Source organism: Streptomyces sp. NRRL F-6676, from assembly GCF_000725625.1.
In the GTDB taxonomy this organism is placed as follows: Bacteria; Actinomycetota; Actinomycetes; order Streptomycetales; family Streptomycetaceae; genus Streptomyces.
In genome coordinates, this window is sequence record NZ_JOHS01000015.1 from 42,228 (window position 1) to 58,696 (window position 16,469).

Genomic DNA, 16,469 nt, shown 5'->3' on the forward strand with positions numbered 1-16,469 from the left:
AAGTGTCCTGTCCGCGCAACCAGGGCCTCATGCGCTGGATACCTGTTCACGCTTGGCGACGGCCGGCACGTACTCGCCGAGGAAGGTGCGGCTCCACCAGGCACCGGTCGCGCGCAGTTCCGACCAGCTGGTGAACCGGTACTCGTACCGGCAGATCCGGACGAAAGCGGGCGGCGAGGTGGGGAAGGGATTGCGGCGCAGCAAACTCAGGACGGCCGGGTTGTTCTCCAGGAGGGCGAGGAGCAAGGCGGGGAGCCAGCCGGCCGCGTACACAGGGGAGAGCGCGGCGAACCACATCAGCCAGTCCAGCCTGAGGTGGTACGGGGCCACCTGCGGCGGAAGCCGCCGCATGCCGCCCGGCTTGCCCTTGAAGACGTACTCCTTCCACGCGGTCTCTTCGGTGATCTCCGGCTCGTCGGTGCCCTCGACGATCAGCTCGTACCGGGTACGACCCACGCTGCCGAACGCGCCGTAGGTGTTGACCAGGTGCAGCGGAGTGAAGGAGGCGTTCATGACCTGGCGGCGGGAGAGCAGGTTACGCACCGGCCAGTAGCTGAGCACGCCGACCAGGGCGGTGACAGCCAGCACGAGGCCCTCGAACCACACCGGTGCGGCGGCGAAACGCGGCGCAGGCGCCAGACCCAGCGCGTCGGTGACCTGCGAGCCGCCGATCGCGGACAGCGCCAGCACGATCGTCAGCCAGTTCAGCCAGGCGAAGTTGCCGGACGCGACCAGCCACAGCTGCGTGATGATCACCAGGCCGGCGGCGATGCTTGACGCCGGCTGCGGAGCGAACAGGGCGAACGGCACGAGGAGTTGTGCGACGTGGTTGGCCGCCGCCTCCACGCGGTGAACGGGCCTGGGGAGGTGGTGGAAGAACCAGCTGAGCGGGCCGGGCAGCGGCTGGGTCTCGTGGTGGTAGTACAGGCACGTCAGATCCCGCCAGCAGGAATCGCCGCGCAGCTTGATCAGCCCGGCGCCGAACTCAAGCCGGAACAGCAGCCAGATCAGCAGCCATCGCACCAGCACGGGCGGCGCGACGTCGTCGTTGCCGAGGAAGATCGCCAGGAAGCCGGCCTCCAGCAGCAGCGACTCCCACATGAAGCCGTACCAGGTCTGCCCGACGTTGACGATGGACAGGTACAGCACCCACAGCAGCGCCCACATCACCATTGCCGCCCACAGCGGCACCCGGTCCGCCGCCCCCGCCGCCACCGCGGCGGATCCCGCTGCGCCCGTCCAGGCCATGGCGGCGAAGAAACGGTCCGAGTAGTGCAGCTGGAAGATGCTCGGAGCCCGCCTGAACGGCACCTGCGCGGTGAAGCGCGGCACCGGCAGCAGCCCCCGCTCCCCGATCAGCCCGCGGAACTGCAGGGCGGAGCTGATGAACGCGACGCAGTACAGCACGGCCAGGCCGCGCTGGAAAAGCATCCGGCCCAGCCAGTAGTCAGGGTCCGTGAACCAGTCCATGACGGCATGCCTCCGCACATCCGCCTGGCGTCAACACCCTCTTCTCGTCAGCTTGACATTTACCCCGTTCGTGGCCTATCTAATTATCGCAAATGTCTAGATTGCTCCGACTTGGTGGTGATGTGAGAGGAGGGCCGGGCGGCCGGCCCGGCCAGCGTCCACTGGGAGGCGCTGGTCGTACCACTGAGGTCTGCCCGGACTGCGGAAAGGGGTGGTCAGAGTGGATCGGCGTGACGCCTCCCTTTCCCTGTCCTGGCGCCCCGAGCGGGGCTGGCTGATCGTGAACGCGGCCGGAGAGCTGTCCATGACCACGCGGGCACAGCTGCGCGCCTATCTGACGCTCGTGACCTCGATGCCCGGCAGCGACCCTTCCAGGCTCGTCATCGACGTCTCCCGCGTGACCACCTACGACGCAATGGGGCTCGGCGCCCTGTTCGGTGCACACCTTCGTGCCGCCCGCTACGGCGGCCAGCTCCACCTGGTGTGCCCGGAAGGACCGTTGCTGCACGTGCTCGACGTCACCGGCCTGCGCCGGGCCGTACCGGTGTACGCGACCGTGGCTGAGGCGCTGCCCTCTTCCCTCACGCCGGCGGCCAGGCTGTCGGGCACGGTGGCTCCCGCATCAGGCGGCAACCGCGACCAGCGCGAAGCGGACGGCAGGGGGTGAGAGCAGGTGATCAGGTACGCCGGATTCCGCCCGAGCAGCGGGGACGGTTTCGTCCCAGCCACCGAGCTGGCGGCCGCCGCCGTCGACGCCCGAGGAACGGTCACCGCCTGGAGCCCCGGCGCCCAGGCCCTGCTGGGCTACAGCCCCGAGGACATCGTGGGCCGCGCAGCCGTCGAGCTTCTTGCGGACGGGCTGCCCGACTCCGCACGACGGCACCTGGCCGACCGCCAGGCATGGATCGGCCGCGTCCTGCTGCGCGACCAGGCCGGCCGCACCATCGAGGCCGAACTACGAGCCTGCCCGCTGCTGAACGGCAAGGGCGAAGTGCAGTGGCACCTGCAGGCATCCGTGCCCCAGGAGAGCGACGGAGCCGCCCTCGCGCTGCAGCGCAGCCTGCTGCAGCACCACTTCCCCGCCCAAGAGGCGCTTCAGACAGCCGCCCGCTACCTGCCCGCCGATCCCCACGCCGGCGTCGGCGGGGACTGGTTCGACGTCATCGCCCTGTCCGGCGCACGGATGGCACTGGTCGTCGGCGACGTCGTCGGCCACGGCCTGAACGCCTCCGCGGCCATGGGACGGCTCCGCACGGCCGTGCGCACCCTGGCCGATGTCGACCTGCCCCCGGACGAGCTGCTGTCCGACCTCGACGACCTCATCCTCGACGAAGTCAGGGACGGCACCGAGATGGCCGGGGAGATCGGCGCCACCTGCCTGTACGCCGTGTACGACCCGGTCACCTGCCACTGCACCCTGGCCAGCGCCGGCCACCCGCCACCCGCCGTCATCGCCCCGGATGGCACCGTCTCCTTCGTCGACGTCGAACCGGGACCGCCACTGGGGGTGGGCGGCGCACCCTTCGACGCCGTCGACATCACCCTGCCGGAAGGCAGCCTGCTCGCGCTGTACAGCGACGGCCTGATCGAAGCCCGCGACCGCGACATCGACGCCGGCATGAAGGCCCTGCGCGAGGCGCTCGCCCAGCCGGCGCCCTCTCTGGACGCCCTGTGTGACACCGTCCTGCAGACCCTGCTGCCCGACGGCCACGCCGACGACGTGGCGCTCCTCATCGCCCGCACCCACGCGCTGGACGCCGCGCACGTCGCCTCCTGGAAGGTGCCCGCCGACCCGGCCGCCGTCGCACAGGCCCGCCGCCAGGCCGCAGCCCAGCTCAGGCGGTGGGGGCTGTCCGATGCGGTGCCCACCACCGAACTGCTCGTCAGCGAACTGGTCACCAACGCCATCCGCCACGCCCGCGCACCCATCGAGCTGCGCCTGATCCACGACGGCAGCCTGATCTGCGAGGTCTCCGACGCCAGCAGCACCTCCCCCCACCCGCGCCGCGCCCACACCCTGGACGAAGGCGGCCGGGGCCTGCTGCTCGTCGGACAGCTCTCCGACCGGTGGGGCACCCGCCACACACCCAACGGAAAGACCATCTGGACCGAACAAGAACATCCGCTGCACGCCACCACCGCCCCTGACCCCAGCAGGCATCCGCCAGTGCCCGCCTAGGGAGGAGAGCATGCGACTCGACTGGGACGCCTTCATCGCCGCAGTCCAAGAACGCGGCGAATACCCTTCACAGAAGGAGGCGGAACGAGCCTCCCGGGTCGTGCTGGCCCTGCTGGGCGCTCACCTGGCGGGCGAGGTCCGCGCCGAACTGGCCGCCCGGCTCCCCGAAACTCTGGCCTACGTCCTGCTCAACCCACTCCAAGCACATGAACCCCTGCCCCCCGAGAGGTTCATCCGGGCGACCGCAGCCTGGATCGAAGGCGCCACGGAGAAGACCGCCACATGGGCCGTCAGCGCCGTACTCAGCGTCGTGGCCGACATCGCGGGCCAGGACCTGATGAACCACATCCTCCTCCAGGTCCCGCCCGGCTACGACCTGCTCTTCGGACACCCGCGACCGAGCTGACCACCACCGGTCATCAATCGCGCCGTGAGAAAAGGGGTGCCGAGTGACGTCACCTGGCTGCCGACCGCACTGGCCTGCGGCCGGCTGACGCGCATGATTGACCCTGCCGTAACCACCCTGGCCGCGGGCCGGTGGGCGAGGTGGCACCCAAAAACGCCGAGCCCACCACCGCGGGCGGGCTCGGGTCGCTGCGTACCGACACGGTCGTCAGCCGGTGATCTCGATGCGCCGGGGCTTGGCCTTCTCGGCCTTGGGGACCTTGACGGTCAGCACGCCGTCGGTCAGCTCGGCGGTGACGTGCTCTTCGTCGGTGTCCTGCGGAAGCGTCACCCGGTAGTCGAACTGGCCGGTGCGCCGGGTGCGGTGGCGCAGAACACCGGTGCGTTCCTTCTCCTTGATCTCGCCGTGCACCGACAGCTCGCCGGCGTTCAGCTCGACGGTGATGTCGTCCTTCTTCACACCGGGCAGATCGACCTCGAGGAGGTAGGCGTCGTCGGTCTCCTCCAGATCGGCCAGTGGCGCCCACGCCTCACCGGCCAGACCGCCGCCACCGGGAACCGCCGACTGCCACAGCCGCCCCATGCGCTCGTACAGGTCCTGGAACTCCCTGAACGGGTCCCACGCCGGACGGCTCTGCTCACGTCGCACAGGAAGCGCCATTTCCGATCATCTCCTTCCGAAAGGCTCCAGGCCGGTCACACGTCACGGCCTGCTCGCGTTCCGGAAGTCCCCCTGACCGGGACCTCCACTACCCATAACCTCGCCATTACCGTCCATATTCCCGCGTGCCCGGGTGCTCGATGCGGGCGCAGCAATCCATGGCGCGGCGGCCTGGAACGAGGCAGACGGTGCTGCTTGCGGGAGTGGCTCCGAGCGGGAACTGCTGGTCCTGCCTTGTCGTGGCCGCAAGTCGACCCGGACCGGGCCGCGGCAAAGGATACGGAGTGACGGCGCCCGCTCGTGGCGCACCAAGCCTCCCGGGTGCCGCAGGTGCCGCCGGCTGGAACCGTAGAGGTGGAGGGGGGCACGAAGGAGGCGTTCACCATGCCTTCGCTTCTGCGGGAGCTGGTTACGATGCGAAAGACTCAGACGGCGCTCGGCCGCCGACAGTGACCCGCAAACCGCACGAGAGCTTGAGGAGGTGACGTACACACTGTGCGTGCTCACGGGGACCCGACAGGTGGACACCGCCCTGTACGTGGCGCGCCGCCAGCTGGCCGACTCCCTGGTCCGCCACCAGCCTCTCCGGCACTGACCAGACCTTCTCAGCCGGTTTTGACGCGAGCGCCGTGCCTCGCACGAGTCGAGGTCCTGGGGACGGATCGGAAGACCGTGATCGGCCTGCCCACGGGCCAGGAAGCCTCGGGCGAGGTGTCCGGCGGCGATGTCGGTGGCGCTGCCCTCGTACGCCGCCGACACAGTTACCAGCGGCTGGAGGGCTACATGAGGGTGGCCTTCGTGTTGGGCAGCCGCGTCCATTGCCCACCGCCCTCTTCCTGAGCGTTCCGACTGTACAGAACGCGTGTACCCCCGAACCATCACTGCACTGCCCCGCCGTGTGGTGACACTGCATTTGGGGCACTCAACGCACGAAGACCCCGACAACTGCGCTTCCGACAAACGACTTGCCTAGTGAAGCCGCTGGAAATCTCCGTGGGTCTCCACCCACTCCAGTGGTGGCAGGTTTTCGGCCTGCCGGACGAGCTCGCGGACGAACTCCTCATCACCCGGCAGCAGATGAGACCGCGCCCCGGCCAGGTGCCGGTCGGCCTTGGCCACGGCCGGGCCGCTGCCGGCGGGAGCGGGCCGTGGGGGAGAGGACTGGTGGATGCGGCGGGCCAGCGCCCCGATCCGGTGGAAGACCTTCCTCTCCCGCTCCGGGGCAAGGACGGCGCCGTGCAGCGGGCGGCCCGGCACCGCGGTGAGGACCACCGCCCGCAGGGTCTCGTCGGCGGCGATCAGCCGGGGGGCGGCCGCCCCCAGCCCCGGTGCCCACGTCCGTAGCCCCCGCACTTCCCTGCCGTGGAACCGCTCGCTCTGGTGCACCTTCACATACCAGGTGCCGCCCTGGACGCCGTGGACCCGCCACACCCGGCTCTCCTCGCGCGCCCACGACGTATCCGTCCACTGCGCGATCCGGCCGACCGCCCGCTCTGCGAACTCCACGACCGCGGCGTCGGGACGGGCGGCAGATGTCTGGCCGGTCACGTCCGGCACGATGAGCAGCCGGTCGGCACCGGGGTCGAAGGCGATGCTGTCGCCGGGCAGTTGGAAGTGCAGGGCGAGCCGCGCGCCAACGCTGTAGGCGTCCAGGCCCGCACGGCAGTACGCCACCATTGGAGCGGGCAGGGCGGTAAGGGGTGCCCAGTCCATCGCGTCGCAGACGTCCGGTTCGGCAATCTCCGGCTCGCCCTTCCACCGCCGGACCTCGAAGAAGTGCCCGGTACGACTGGCGCCTGCTGGGCTGCGGTGGTGCACGGTCACGGCGGCCCGCACGTCGGCCGGGTCGATGACGACACCGGTCTCCTCCCGTGCCTCGCGGATCAGGGCGGTGACCACGTCCTCGTGCGGGCCGTCCAGGTGCCCCGACGGTAGGTGCCACAGGCCGGCGGCGTACACCTGCCCGGCCCGCCGGGACAGCAGAACCTGCGGCCCGTCGGCGGTCTCCCGGCGCAGGATCAGGTGGACGTCCACCGGCTCGGTGTGCCGCTGCTCGCTGCTCATCGCGCTCCCTTCGGACGCCGGGCGAGCAGAACCCTGAACGTCGCTTCCTCGACCAGAGATCCGTCCACCGCGTGCGCGTGGAGAAGGGCGAGGGCTTCGTCCTCGAACGCCTGGTGCCGCTCTGCGAAGAGCTCGGGAGCGGCGAACGACGTGGTGCGCAGGTAGCCGAGCACCTCGTGCGGCGCCCAGGCGCGGGTCACCGGGTACAGGTGCTCGGTGACGTCTTTGAAGGCCGAGTCGGCGAGGTCCTCCTCGTACGAGCGGCGGGGCTCGGCGTAGGCACGGCGGGCGCCCGCCCGGCGCTCGGCGCCCAGGTAGCGCTGGATCAATTCGCGCAGCGCACGGGTCCAGTCGGCGTCGTGGGTCCACAGGCTCCCGTCGCCCATGATCGCTACTGCGGCGCCCGGTGTGGCGACCCGGTCGGCCATCTCCAGGACCGCAGGGCCGTTCATCCAGTGGTAGGACCGGCAGAAGGTGATCAGGTCCGGGCCGGAGTCCGGTTCGCCGGGCAGCGTCGCGAGCGGCTCGTAGGCGTCGGCCGCCGCGTGGACCAGGGTGAGGGTGCAGTGGCCGAGCGTGGGGGTGAGGGCTTGCCTGGCCTGATGCAGCATCTGCGGGCTGACGTCGACCGCTTCGATGTGCGTCAGGTCAGCGCCGGCGGACAGGAGCGCGAGGGGCACCTGCCCGGTTCCGGTGCCCAGGTCGAGCAGCACCGGGGACGGCCGGCCCCGCAGCGTGTCGGCGAGCAGGCGCACCGTCGCCTCGGGCAGGCCGGGGCGGTGGCGGGCGTAGGTCAACGCCGCGCCCTCGAACATGGTCTCCTGCTCCGGTGCAAGGCCCGGAAGGGGCCCGTCGGGGTAGGTCACGGGGTGGCTCCCTCATCGCGCGGGTGGGGGGCGGATAGGTGCCAGGACAGGCGTCCGCATTCGGACGCCGCGCGCTGCCCGCCGTCCGCGTCGAAGTAGAGGCGGTAGCGGTCGGGGGAGCGTGCGGCCCGCCACCGGTCGGCGAGGTCCTGGATCTCTTTCCAGATGTCCCGCGGCCCTTGGACGGTGACGCTCCAGCGCCGGTGGCCCACCGGCTCCGCGCGCATCCAGGATCCGCAGCCAGGTGCGCCGATCGCCAGGTGCTCAGACCCGAAGTCCCGCACCAGACCGCCTCCGAGGAGATGGTCGGCCGCCAGCCAGAATCCGCGGTCGCTGTCCGCGGGCGGCGCCAGCTTGCTCCGCTGGGTCCATGTGCCGGGCTCGGTGGCCATGCGCTGCCGAAGCTCCTCGTTGAGCCAGATCCGCGCCATGCCGTGCCCGGCACGGTGGGCGAACTCCACGGCCCGCAGCTCTGCCGTGATCCGCCCGTCGACGGTGCGTTCGACGACAGCGAGGCCGGGCCACGACGGGGACGCGCTGGTCACGTGCGCCAGCAGCTTGCCGTCGGGCGCGAGCTGCTCGACCAGGGCCGTCGGCACGCGCTCCACCGTGTACGACACGAAGAGCCGGTCGAACTCCCGGCCCGGCACACCCTGTTCGCCCGATCCGCACCCCACCTGCGGCCGGAAGCCGAGGTCGGCCAGCCGGGCAGCGGCCGCGTCGGTGAGGTGCCGGTCCCGGTCGAGGGTCGTCACCCCCCGGTCGCCACAGACTTGGCAGGCCACCGCGGCGGTCACCCCCGCGCCCGTCCCGACGTCCAGCACGCGCAGACCCGGGCGCAGATCCAGCTCTTCCAGTAGCGAGGCGGACAGGCTCATCACCGTCGACATCGACGTGATCGACGCCCCCGACCGACTCCCGCGTGCCCGGCCCAGCAGCGGCTCCCCGTCGTGCTGGACGAGCACACTGCCCCCGCCGTACAGCAGCCCGAGCAGCTCGCGGCGGTCCTGCGGCGTCGCCCAGTCCAGCAGATCCCAGCGCGGCGGTTCCTCGTCCGGGCCGCTGCGCCGTACGTACGCCTGCGGCATCAGCACTTCGCGGGGCAGCACGAGGAGGGCGTCGCGGACCGGGCCCGGCCGCAAAGACCCTTCCTCCTCGAGCCGGGCGACCATCGCCGCCCGCGCGGCTGCCGGACCCGCTTCCGCACCCGTCGGCGTGGCCCCGCCGACCGGCCCGGCGGCGGGACAGGTGTCCAGAGTGCTCATCGCTCGCCCCAGCCCTGCTCGGAGTACGGGCGCCCCCGGAGGATTGCGTCGATCGCCCTTCGGGTGTACGGCACGACCGCGGCCGGAAGGTCCTGCGGCTCCCACCAACGCCACTCCACGCACCGGTCGGGCTCCAGGACCTCCGGGTCGCCGGTCCAGGACCGGGCCTGGAAGACGAGCGCGATCCTGGGCCGCACGTTGGGGGAGTCGACGTGGTGCACCGTGTGGACGAGGTCGACGTCCTCGGACGCGATGGTGAGGCCTGCTTCCTCTTTCGCCTCCCGGATCAGGCAGTCGATCGCGGCTTCCCGCTCGCAGTGGCCGGCCAGGAAGTGCCAGGTGTCCGGCGCGAAGGCGGAATCAGGGTGGCGCCGGCCGAGGAGGATCCGACCCTGGTCGTCCTGGAGATGGAGGTGGACCCCAACGATGTGCAGCTCGGTCCCCGGCGGGGCCTCGTCGGGCAGCGGATAGGTGTCGTCCGGCGGTCCCTCGGCCGCGGGGTGCTCGGCCGCGTGGCGCCGGATCAGCTCCCCGAGACCGGGACTCAGGCGTAGCCGGTCGAGCATGTCCACAGTGCACCACCCCAGCAGGACACCTTCGCGGAGATCCACCGCCCCTGCATCCCCACTCCAGCGCCCGGCATAGACGCTGATGGGCACCGCCAGGCCGTCAACGCTCGTCGCCTCCTGGACGGCAAACGGCACCAGTTCCGTGGGCGCCAGACCCGGCACCTCCTCGGCTAGCTCACGTCGTAGTGTCGCCTCGAGGCTGGCATCGTCCCGCGACCGCTTGCCTCCCACGAGGGCCAGCACCCAGGGCTCCCACATGCCTTCCCGGTCATCTCGTAGATGAAGGAGGTACCGGCCGGCTCCGTCATGGATCAGGGCGTTGGCGCTGACGGGCTCCGGGCACCCGTCGAGGCCGTCCGCCTCGGCGGCCAGGAGCTTGGCCCGCAGCGTCGGGGACCGCACGTCGGCGTACGGGAGCCACCGAGCCCCGGCGACTTCCTCGTCCTGCAGATCGAGCGCAGGCGGTTGCTCGCCGGTGAGGTAGAACGCGAAGCGGACATCGAAGTGCTGGTGAGCCGGCTCGCCCTTGGCCGGGTTGGCATCAATGTAATGCACATCCACATCGATCGGCTCGTCGAGAAACTGCGGGGTCAGGCACAGGTCACCGGGGCGCAATCCGGCCTCTTCGCACACCTCGCGCACGGCCGCGGCCAGGAGCGTACGGTCACCCGCCTCAACGTGGCCGCCAGGGCAAAGGAGCAGCCCTGTCACCCGATGGCCGATGTGGAGCACCCGGCGGTCGCGGTCGATGACCACGGCGCTGCAGGTCACGTGTCCGGGCAGCATGGCGCGGCTGGACGGCTCCTCGGCGGCGTCGAGGACAGACAACAACCTTTCCAGGGAGTCTCGTTCCTCGGGATGCCGGCTGAGGTAGGTCTCGATGGTCGCGCGGATATCAGAGCGGGAGGGTGGCACGTGATCACCTCGGGACGTGGCGGACGGAATGTACGGGCTGGGAGGGAGGGGCGCGCCTGGCGGCGGATCCGCCGATGACGGCTCCGGGCCGGGGGCCGTGTGCAGGTGGATGCTCACGGGCCACCTTCCAAGGAGCGGTCGTGCCGCACATCCACGGCGACTGCGGGATGGGGGGCGATCGGCCCCGACGGCGTCGGAGGTGTGACGGCCTCGGCTGAAGGAGAAGGCACGGCGGGCGAGCTGGGCATGTCCAGCAGACTGCGCAGCGGGGAGCGGTAGAGAACCACGAGGGGGACGAGGAGGAGGCAGGCGCCGGCGACCAGGGTGGGGCGCACGCCGATCCAGGTGCCGAGCCCGCCAGCGAGGAGCGCGGCTACGGGCCGTGCACCGGAGGTGAGCCAGGTACTCACGGCCTGCATCCGGGCCTGCATGCCGTCGGCGGTGACGACCTGGCGAATGGTGCGCTGGGTCGTCCCCGCGGCCGCGGCACAGGCCAGCTGAAGAAACAGCGCACCACCGATGGCGAACTGCCAGCTCAGGCCCGGGGAGGCGAGGAGCAACGGGATCTGGGTGAGCGGGGTGATCGCGAGGGCGGCGAGCATCATCGGCCCGGGCCCGTACCGCGCCGCGAGCGAGGGGGCGGCCAGAGCGCCGGCCGCCGCGCCCAGAGCTCCGATGCCCAGCACCACGCCGAAGGCGGTCGCGCCCATGGCGAGGGACCGGAGCAGGTTTGTTTCCGCAGACACTGTGTCCCCCGCAGGTCGTGTCGCTTTACATGGGGGACGAAGACCTGGCCGGTGTCGCATTCGAACGGTTCACCGTGTCGCTATCTCCAGCACTCCTCGTGACGAACGCCACACTGTAGCGGATTCCGAGGCGCGCCTGGGGTCGATCAGGCGCCTCGGGCTGTGAGTTGGCGTAGCGCGGCTTGGGTGCGGGCGAGGGCGGTGATGCGTTCGTCGATGTGGCGCAGGTGGGCCTCGATGAGTGCGGCGGCGTGGGGACAGGGGGCTTGGCCGCTGTCGCGCAGGGCGAGTACGCCGCGGATCTCGGCGAGGGTGAGTCCGGCGGCTTGGGCGTCGCGGATGAAGGTGAGCCGGGGCTGGGCCTCGGGCGGGTAGTCGCGGTAACCGCCCGCAGTCCGGGGCGGTGCGGGCAGCAGTCCGCTCTGCTCGTAGTAGCGAATGGTCTTGGCGGTCAGGCCGGTGACCGTGGCGAGGGTGCTGATGCGCATGTTTCCAGCCTTGACCTTCCAGCAGGGTAGAAGGTCAAGGCTGGGCGCGATTCAGCAGCAGGACTCCGGGGTCGTCCCGTCGAGGAGGTTTTGGGTGAGGGGGCGGCCGAGCTGGTAGGCGTCGGCGACGGGCAGGACGGTCATGCCGGGGTGGTCGGTGAGCCAGTCCTGGGCGGCGGCTGGGTTGGCGAAGAAGTGGACGTGGTTGCAGAAGGCCGAGCGTACGGAGGTCAGGTCGTCGGGGGTGACGATCGAGACGACGGCGTCGGCCGGGGTGAGGCCGGTAACGCCGTCGGGGGCTGCGGTGAGCCTGATCGGGGTGCCGGTGGCGTGGCAGGGGGATTCGACGTGGGCGGTGCGGCCGAGGACGGCTGGGAAGACGAGGGTGTCCAGGGCACACCAGGTGTACAGCTGCTTGCCGTCGACTTCGAAGCGGTGGGGGGTGGGGCGCTGGGTCAGGCCGCTGCCGATGATGCGGCCGGTCTCGTCGTACTCGGTGTCGGGCATGGCGGCCAGGGCGTGGCGGACGTCGTCTTCGGTGTGGCTGGTGGCGGTGGCGAGCTGGCCGGTGGTGACGGGCCGGCCGGTGGCCAGGAGCTGGAGCAGCGGGCGCCACAGCCAGGGCTGGCCGGTGACGTTTTCGCCGCCGCCCAGGGCGGCGGTCAGGCGGTCGGCGAGCTTCTGGGCGGAGGTGTCCATGGTCGGGATTCCTTGTCGTCGCTTTGCGAAGGTGGCGGGCGGTCGGCCGCCGCGCGTCCGGAGGGGGTGCCTGGTCGACCGTAGGGTCTGCCCCCGGGGACAGAGTCAAGTGCACTGGGCGCACTGCCTCGGATCATCCGCCCACAGGCCGGTTCCGCTGCCTTCGGCGAGTTCGGCCTGGTGGGCGGCTTCGAAGGCGTCGATGCGGCGCCGTGTCTTCTCCAGGTCCGCGATCCTGGTCTCGATGCGCGCCCGGGCGGTGCGCAGGCGTTCGGCCAGCGAGGGGCCGAGGGCCCGGTCGCCGGTTTCCGCGTAGGTGCTGAGGAGGTCGCGGATCTCGGCCAGGGTGAGGCCGAGGCTGCGCAGTTCGCCGATCAGCCGTACGCACCACAGGGCGTCGGAGTCGTACAGGCGGTAGTTGGCCGGGCTGCGGCCCGCAGTGTAGATCAGGCCCCAGTCGGTGTAGGCGCGCAGTGCCTTGACAGTCACGTGGGTGCGCCGGGACAGTTCGCCGATGGTCATCGGCCGTGCGGGCCGCTCGCCGGTCACAGGAACCTCCGGGTTTCTTGCGGTGAGTGTCGGGTGGTGGCCATGCCGATGATTGTCGGGGCGGAGGAGGCGTCACGGCCGCCGGTGGCGCAGGGCCCAGGCGGTCTCGGTGACGGCGGCCACGGCCAGCCCGTAGACGAGGTGGGCGGCGAGGCCGCGCAGGTGCGTGGCGGCGGGGTAGACCCGGTTGGGGGCGGAGAATCCGGCCAGCGGGGTGATGCCCTCGTCCACGATCAGCGACATGGCCGCGCCCGAGGCCAGCCCGGCCGCGACGGGGCTCAGGCCGGTGGTGCGGCGCAGCAGGGCGTAGACCGGTGCCCAGCTGATCGCCAGTCCGTAGTGGAAGGCCAGCCCGGCCCGGTCCAGGGCGCGGTCGCCGGGGTGGATGCCGAGCAGGCGCAGGGTCTTGTCGGCGGCGATCCGGTACGGCGGGCCGGGCCGGGCGGCGTCCTCGCGGGCCCGGTCTGGTTCGGATTCGAGCTGGTAGAGCGTGGTGCTCACCGGCTCCATAGCCTTGGTGGCCAGCCCGCCGGCCACCGGCGCGATGGCGAGGTCCTCGAGCAGGTCCGTGGTCTTTCTTCATCTTCGCGGTACCTCACTCCCAGGGGTGCGGATCGCTGTGCGGTGGTGGGTCAGGAGGCGCAGCAGGACAGTTTGCTCACGTCCCGGGTGTAGGTCTGGGCGGCGAGCTTGAGGCCCTCGGCCATGGTCAGGTACGGGCACCACAGGTCGGCCATCTGGTGCACCGTCATCCGGTTCGCCAGCGCGTAGACGGCGGTGGCGATCACATCACCGGCGCTCTCGGCGATGACATGGGCGCCGAGCAGCCGCCCGGTACCACGTTCGGCGACGAGTTTGATCAGGCCGCGGGTGTCGCGGTTGACCAGTGCCCGGGGTACGTACTCCAGGGGCAGGACGCGGTAGTCGCATGCCATGCCCTGCGCGATGACTTGGGCGTCGGTGAGACCGGCGGCGGCGATGGCCGGGCTGGTGAAGGTGACCCGCGGCAGGTGGTGGTAGTCCAGGGTGCGCTCGGCCCCGTCCAGGGCGTTGTCGGCGACCAGCGTGCCGTGGGCCCCGGCGACATAGACGAACTGCGGATGCCCGGTCACGTCCCCGGCCGCCCAGATCCGTTCGTTGCCGGTGCGCAGGTGCTCGTCCACGACGATCTCGCCGCGCTCCCCGGTCTTGACCCCCACCGTCTGAAGGCCGAGGCCGTCGGTGACCGGGCGGCGGCCGGTGGCGACCAGCAACTGCTCCGCCTTCCGTTCGAAGACGTCGCCCGCGCGGGCGGCGGTGAGCCTGTAGCCGCCGGTGTCGCGGCGCACGGCGGTGATGGTGACGCCGGTGTGCACGCTGATGCCCTCGCCGGTGAAGACGTCCTCGATCATCGCGGAGACCTCGGGCTCCTCGAACGGGGCGAGCCGGTCCAGCGCCTCGACGACGGTGACCTGGGTGCCGAGCCGGGCGAAGAGCTGGCCCTGCTCCAGGCCGATGGCGTTGCCACCCACCACGAGCATCGACTCGGGCAGGCGGTCGAGTTCCATGGCGGTGGTGGAGGTCAGGTAGCCTGCCTCGTCCAGTCCGTCGATGGGCGGTGCCCACGGGGCGGAGCCGGTCGCGATGACGTAGTGGGCGGCCTCGATGGTGGTGGTGCCGCCGTCGCCCAGGGCGACTTCCAGTTCGGGTCCGGGGGCGAAGCGGGCGGTGCCGGCCAGGATCGGCCAGTCGTACTCGGTGGCCAGGTCCTCGTACTTGTCCGCCCGCATCGCCTCCACCATGGCCTGCTTGCCGCTGATCAGGGCGGGGAAGTCCACCGGGCCCGCTTCGGTGCGGATACCGGGGAACGGCTGGGCGAGGGCCACATGGCGGGCCTCGGCGGCGGCCAGCAGCGCCTTGGAGGGCACGCATCCGGTGTTCACACAGGTGCCGCCGGTGGTGCCGCGCTCGACCATCACCACGCTTTTGCCCTTGTTCCGTGCGGCGATCGCGGCGGCGAACGCTGCCCCGCCCGAGCCGATGACCGCCAGATCGAACCGGCTGCGCTGCGTGCTCACAGCCACCACCTCCCTTGGATGGAACGGGTACCGGCCCGCTTTCTATATGCCTTGCCGAATACCCGAACCCCGCCATACTATTCGAGTAGGCGAATAGATGCATGTGGGAGAGGGGCTGTCATGGGCTCCGCACCTGTTCTGGTCCGCACTGAGGCCGCAGCGTCCGCCCGCCAGGCCGACGCCGGGTGTTCGCACACCGACACCGTGGCCCGGTTCTTCCGCGCGCTTGCGGACCCCACCCGGCTGAAGCTGCTGGAGTTCATCCTTCGCGGGGAGCGCACCTGTGCCGAGTGCGTCGGATATGCAGGGGTATCCCAGTCGCGGGTCTCGGTCCATCTGGCCTGTCTGACGGCCTGCGGGTATGTGACCGGCCACCGGGACGGAAGGAGGCTGCGCTACCGCGTCGGCGACCCCCGGGTGGCGGACCTGGTCGTCCTCGCCCGCGCCGTCGCCGCGGACCACGACGGCGTCCCGGACCGCTGCTCTGGTGATCGCGCCCAGCCGGGACCGACTCTCGGAAGGAATCGCCATGCCGACCTCTGACCAGCCCCCACGCCGCGAACAGGACCGGCCCGCCACGGGCGCTGCCCCGGGCATCGGGATCGTCCTGCTGATGATCGTCTGCTGTGCGGGTCCCGTCCTGGTCCTGTCCGGTGCCCTCGCCGGGATCGGCGCCTGGCTCGCCAATCCGTGGGTGATCGCCGCAGCCGTGGTCCTGGCCGTCGCGGCCGTCACCGTCCTCGTACGCCGCCGCGCCCGCCGCGACGACTGCTGCCCGCCCGGGGGCGCCTCCGGCAGCGCCGCAAGGCGACGCCGGGCACCACAGCAGCGAGGCGGCCCGCATGACCGCTGATTCCGACCCCGAGGAGACCGTTATGTATGCCCCTCCCCAGCCCTCACGCCGTCAGCTGCAACGGTCCGGTGACCGCGGTGCCGCAGGCTTCGTCCGGCTGCTGTCGACTGTCCGCGGTGCCGGTCCGTTCCTGCTCGCGGCCGTTGTCCTGGCCGGGATCGGCGCCGTTTTGTCTATCGCGTGGGTGGTCGACGCCGCGGTCGTCCTGGCCATCGCCGCCGTCGTCACCGTGCTCGTGCGCCGCCGCGTCCACAGCGACGCCGCATCCGCGCACGGCCAGGCCGGCCGGCGCCGCAGGCGGTGCTGCTGAACCGCGGGGAGGAATCCACCGATGGCCGCCTGGCTTTGTTCACGAATCGTTTCGAAGGCAGCGGGGGGCTTGCCAGGACGGCATCGGGGCTGCCCCGGAGGCAACGCCAGCCGGGGCAACCCTGAGGAGCTACTGGCCGACCCTGGTCATCTTCTTCCCACAGCAGCAGGTCGGGTTCTGCTGGCCACCACAGGTCGCTGGGGCGCCCTTGGTCACCGTCAGCTCGCACCCACAGTTCTCGTCCGGGCAGCGGTAAACCTCACCCTCACGGAATGGCACCGCGCTCACCTCCTTGTTCTCGCGTTTTTGTCCTACGCGAGCGACGCTAGAACCTGGCCCCTGGGGCAAGGTCAACACTGGAGAGGAGGAAGGG

At 71.0% G+C, this 16,469-nt stretch carries 17 protein-coding genes and 2 pseudogenes; 7 read left to right on the forward strand and 12 right to left on the reverse strand.

Going from position 1 to position 16,469, the window contains the following annotated elements; all coding sequences use genetic code 11:
* Nucleotides 1–27: 27 nt before the first annotated feature.
* Nucleotides 28–1,470 (reverse strand): lipase maturation factor family protein, encoded by a 1,443-nt coding sequence (locus IO29_RS12455; RefSeq protein ID WP_030379228.1) that lies wholly within the window; start codon nucleotides 1,468–1,470, stop codon nucleotides 28–30.
* 220 nt (nucleotides 1,471–1,690) lie between these two features.
* On the opposite strand from IO29_RS12455, the gene IO29_RS12460 reads away from it, so the two are divergent.
* From IO29_RS12460 to IO29_RS12470, 3 genes and pseudogenes are all read left to right on the forward strand, one after another.
* Nucleotides 1,691–2,137: an STAS domain-containing protein gene (locus tag IO29_RS12460; protein WP_033225326.1), complete on the forward strand. Its 447-nt coding sequence runs from the start codon at nucleotides 1,691–1,693 to the stop codon at nucleotides 2,135–2,137.
* An 87-nt stretch (nucleotides 2,138–2,224) separates the two neighbouring features.
* A pseudogene (locus IO29_RS12465) lies at nucleotides 2,225–3,649 on the forward strand (SpoIIE family protein phosphatase); the annotation flags it as partial.
* A gap of 10 nt (nucleotides 3,650–3,659) precedes the next feature.
* Nucleotides 3,660–4,055: a DUF2267 domain-containing protein gene (locus IO29_RS12470; RefSeq protein ID WP_030379231.1), complete on the forward strand. Its 396-nt coding sequence runs from the start codon at nucleotides 3,660–3,662 to the stop codon at nucleotides 4,053–4,055.
* 207 nt (nucleotides 4,056–4,262) lie between these two features.
* Here IO29_RS12470 and IO29_RS12475 read toward each other — a convergent pair whose 3' ends face one another.
* Entirely contained in the window at nucleotides 4,263–4,715 is a 453-nt protein-coding gene (locus IO29_RS12475) for an Hsp20/alpha crystallin family protein (protein WP_030379232.1), read from the reverse strand.
* A gap of 478 nt (nucleotides 4,716–5,193) precedes the next feature.
* Here IO29_RS12475 and IO29_RS36555 point away from each other — a divergent pair.
* A pseudogene (locus tag IO29_RS36555) lies at nucleotides 5,194–5,310 on the forward strand (DUF5133 domain-containing protein); the annotation flags it as partial.
* A gap of 374 nt (nucleotides 5,311–5,684) precedes the next feature.
* On the opposite strand, the gene IO29_RS12480 reads toward IO29_RS36555, so the two are convergent.
* The 10 genes from IO29_RS12480 to merA all read right to left on the reverse strand — a co-directional run bounded on the left by IO29_RS12480 (nucleotide 5,685) and on the right by merA (nucleotide 14,933).
* The gene (locus IO29_RS12480) at nucleotides 5,685–6,779 is read right to left on the reverse strand and encodes an NUDIX domain-containing protein (RefSeq protein WP_030379233.1); all 1,095 of its coding nucleotides are present in this window, start codon (nucleotides 6,777–6,779) and stop codon (nucleotides 5,685–5,687) included.
* A complete protein-coding gene (locus IO29_RS12485; protein WP_030379234.1) occupies nucleotides 6,776–7,645 on the reverse strand; it encodes a class I SAM-dependent methyltransferase in 870 nt (289 codons plus the stop codon). The genes IO29_RS12480 and IO29_RS12485 overlap by 4 nt, the downstream gene beginning before the upstream one ends.
* Nucleotides 7,642–8,910 carry a protein-L-isoaspartate O-methyltransferase family protein gene (locus IO29_RS12490; protein ID WP_078618220.1) on the reverse strand — a complete coding sequence of 423 codons (1,269 nt, stop codon included), beginning with the start codon at nucleotides 8,908–8,910 and terminating at the stop codon, nucleotides 7,642–7,644. The genes IO29_RS12485 and IO29_RS12490 overlap by 4 nt, the downstream gene beginning before the upstream one ends.
* Nucleotides 8,907–10,394 (reverse strand): NUDIX domain-containing protein, encoded by a 1,488-nt coding sequence (locus tag IO29_RS12495; RefSeq protein ID WP_030379236.1) that lies wholly within the window; start codon nucleotides 10,392–10,394, stop codon nucleotides 8,907–8,909. Before IO29_RS12495 ends, IO29_RS12490 begins: the two co-directional genes overlap by 4 nt.
* Nucleotides 10,395–10,507: 113 nt before the next feature.
* Entirely contained in the window at nucleotides 10,508–11,140 is a 633-nt protein-coding gene (locus IO29_RS12500) for an MFS transporter (protein ID WP_033225330.1), read from the reverse strand.
* A gap of 146 nt (nucleotides 11,141–11,286) precedes the next feature.
* Nucleotides 11,287–11,628, reverse strand: a complete 342-nt coding sequence (locus tag IO29_RS12505; protein WP_006143059.1) for a heavy metal-responsive transcriptional regulator — start codon at nucleotides 11,626–11,628, stop codon at nucleotides 11,287–11,289.
* Between the two features lie 51 nt (nucleotides 11,629–11,679).
* Nucleotides 11,680–12,327, reverse strand: coding sequence for an organomercurial lyase MerB (merB, locus tag IO29_RS12510; protein WP_030379238.1), 648 nt, complete (start codon nucleotides 12,325–12,327; stop codon nucleotides 11,680–11,682).
* A 105-nt stretch (nucleotides 12,328–12,432) separates the two neighbouring features.
* Nucleotides 12,433–12,876: a MerR family transcriptional regulator gene (locus tag IO29_RS12515; RefSeq protein WP_006143057.1), complete on the reverse strand. Its 444-nt coding sequence runs from the start codon at nucleotides 12,874–12,876 to the stop codon at nucleotides 12,433–12,435.
* A 72-nt stretch (nucleotides 12,877–12,948) separates the two neighbouring features.
* Nucleotides 12,949–13,386, reverse strand: coding sequence for a hypothetical protein (locus IO29_RS12520; protein ID WP_006143056.1), 438 nt, complete (start codon nucleotides 13,384–13,386; stop codon nucleotides 12,949–12,951).
* Nucleotides 13,387–13,508: 122 nt separating this feature from the next.
* A complete protein-coding gene (gene merA / locus IO29_RS12525) occupies nucleotides 13,509–14,933 on the reverse strand; it encodes a mercury(II) reductase (protein ID WP_030379241.1) in 1,425 nt (474 codons plus the stop codon).
* Between the two features lie 120 nt (nucleotides 14,934–15,053).
* Here merA and IO29_RS12530 point away from each other — a divergent pair, with 120 nt between their 5' ends.
* Genes IO29_RS12530 through IO29_RS38490 form a run of 3 tightly spaced genes read left to right on the forward strand, consistent with a single transcriptional unit; the run spans nucleotide 15,054 to nucleotide 16,096 of the window.
* The gene (locus IO29_RS12530) at nucleotides 15,054–15,476 is read left to right on the forward strand and encodes an ArsR/SmtB family transcription factor (protein ID WP_006143054.1); all 423 of its coding nucleotides are present in this window, start codon (nucleotides 15,054–15,056) and stop codon (nucleotides 15,474–15,476) included.
* Nucleotides 15,463–15,786 carry a hypothetical protein gene (locus tag IO29_RS38895; RefSeq protein ID WP_006143053.1) on the forward strand — a complete coding sequence of 108 codons (324 nt, stop codon included), beginning with the start codon at nucleotides 15,463–15,465 and terminating at the stop codon, nucleotides 15,784–15,786. The genes IO29_RS12530 and IO29_RS38895 overlap by 14 nt, the downstream gene beginning before the upstream one ends.
* Nucleotides 15,776–16,096 carry a hypothetical protein gene (locus IO29_RS38490; RefSeq protein ID WP_030379243.1) on the forward strand — a complete coding sequence of 107 codons (321 nt, stop codon included), beginning with the start codon at nucleotides 15,776–15,778 and terminating at the stop codon, nucleotides 16,094–16,096. Before IO29_RS38895 ends, IO29_RS38490 begins: the two co-directional genes overlap by 11 nt.
* Nucleotides 16,097–16,469: the final 373 nt, after the last annotated feature.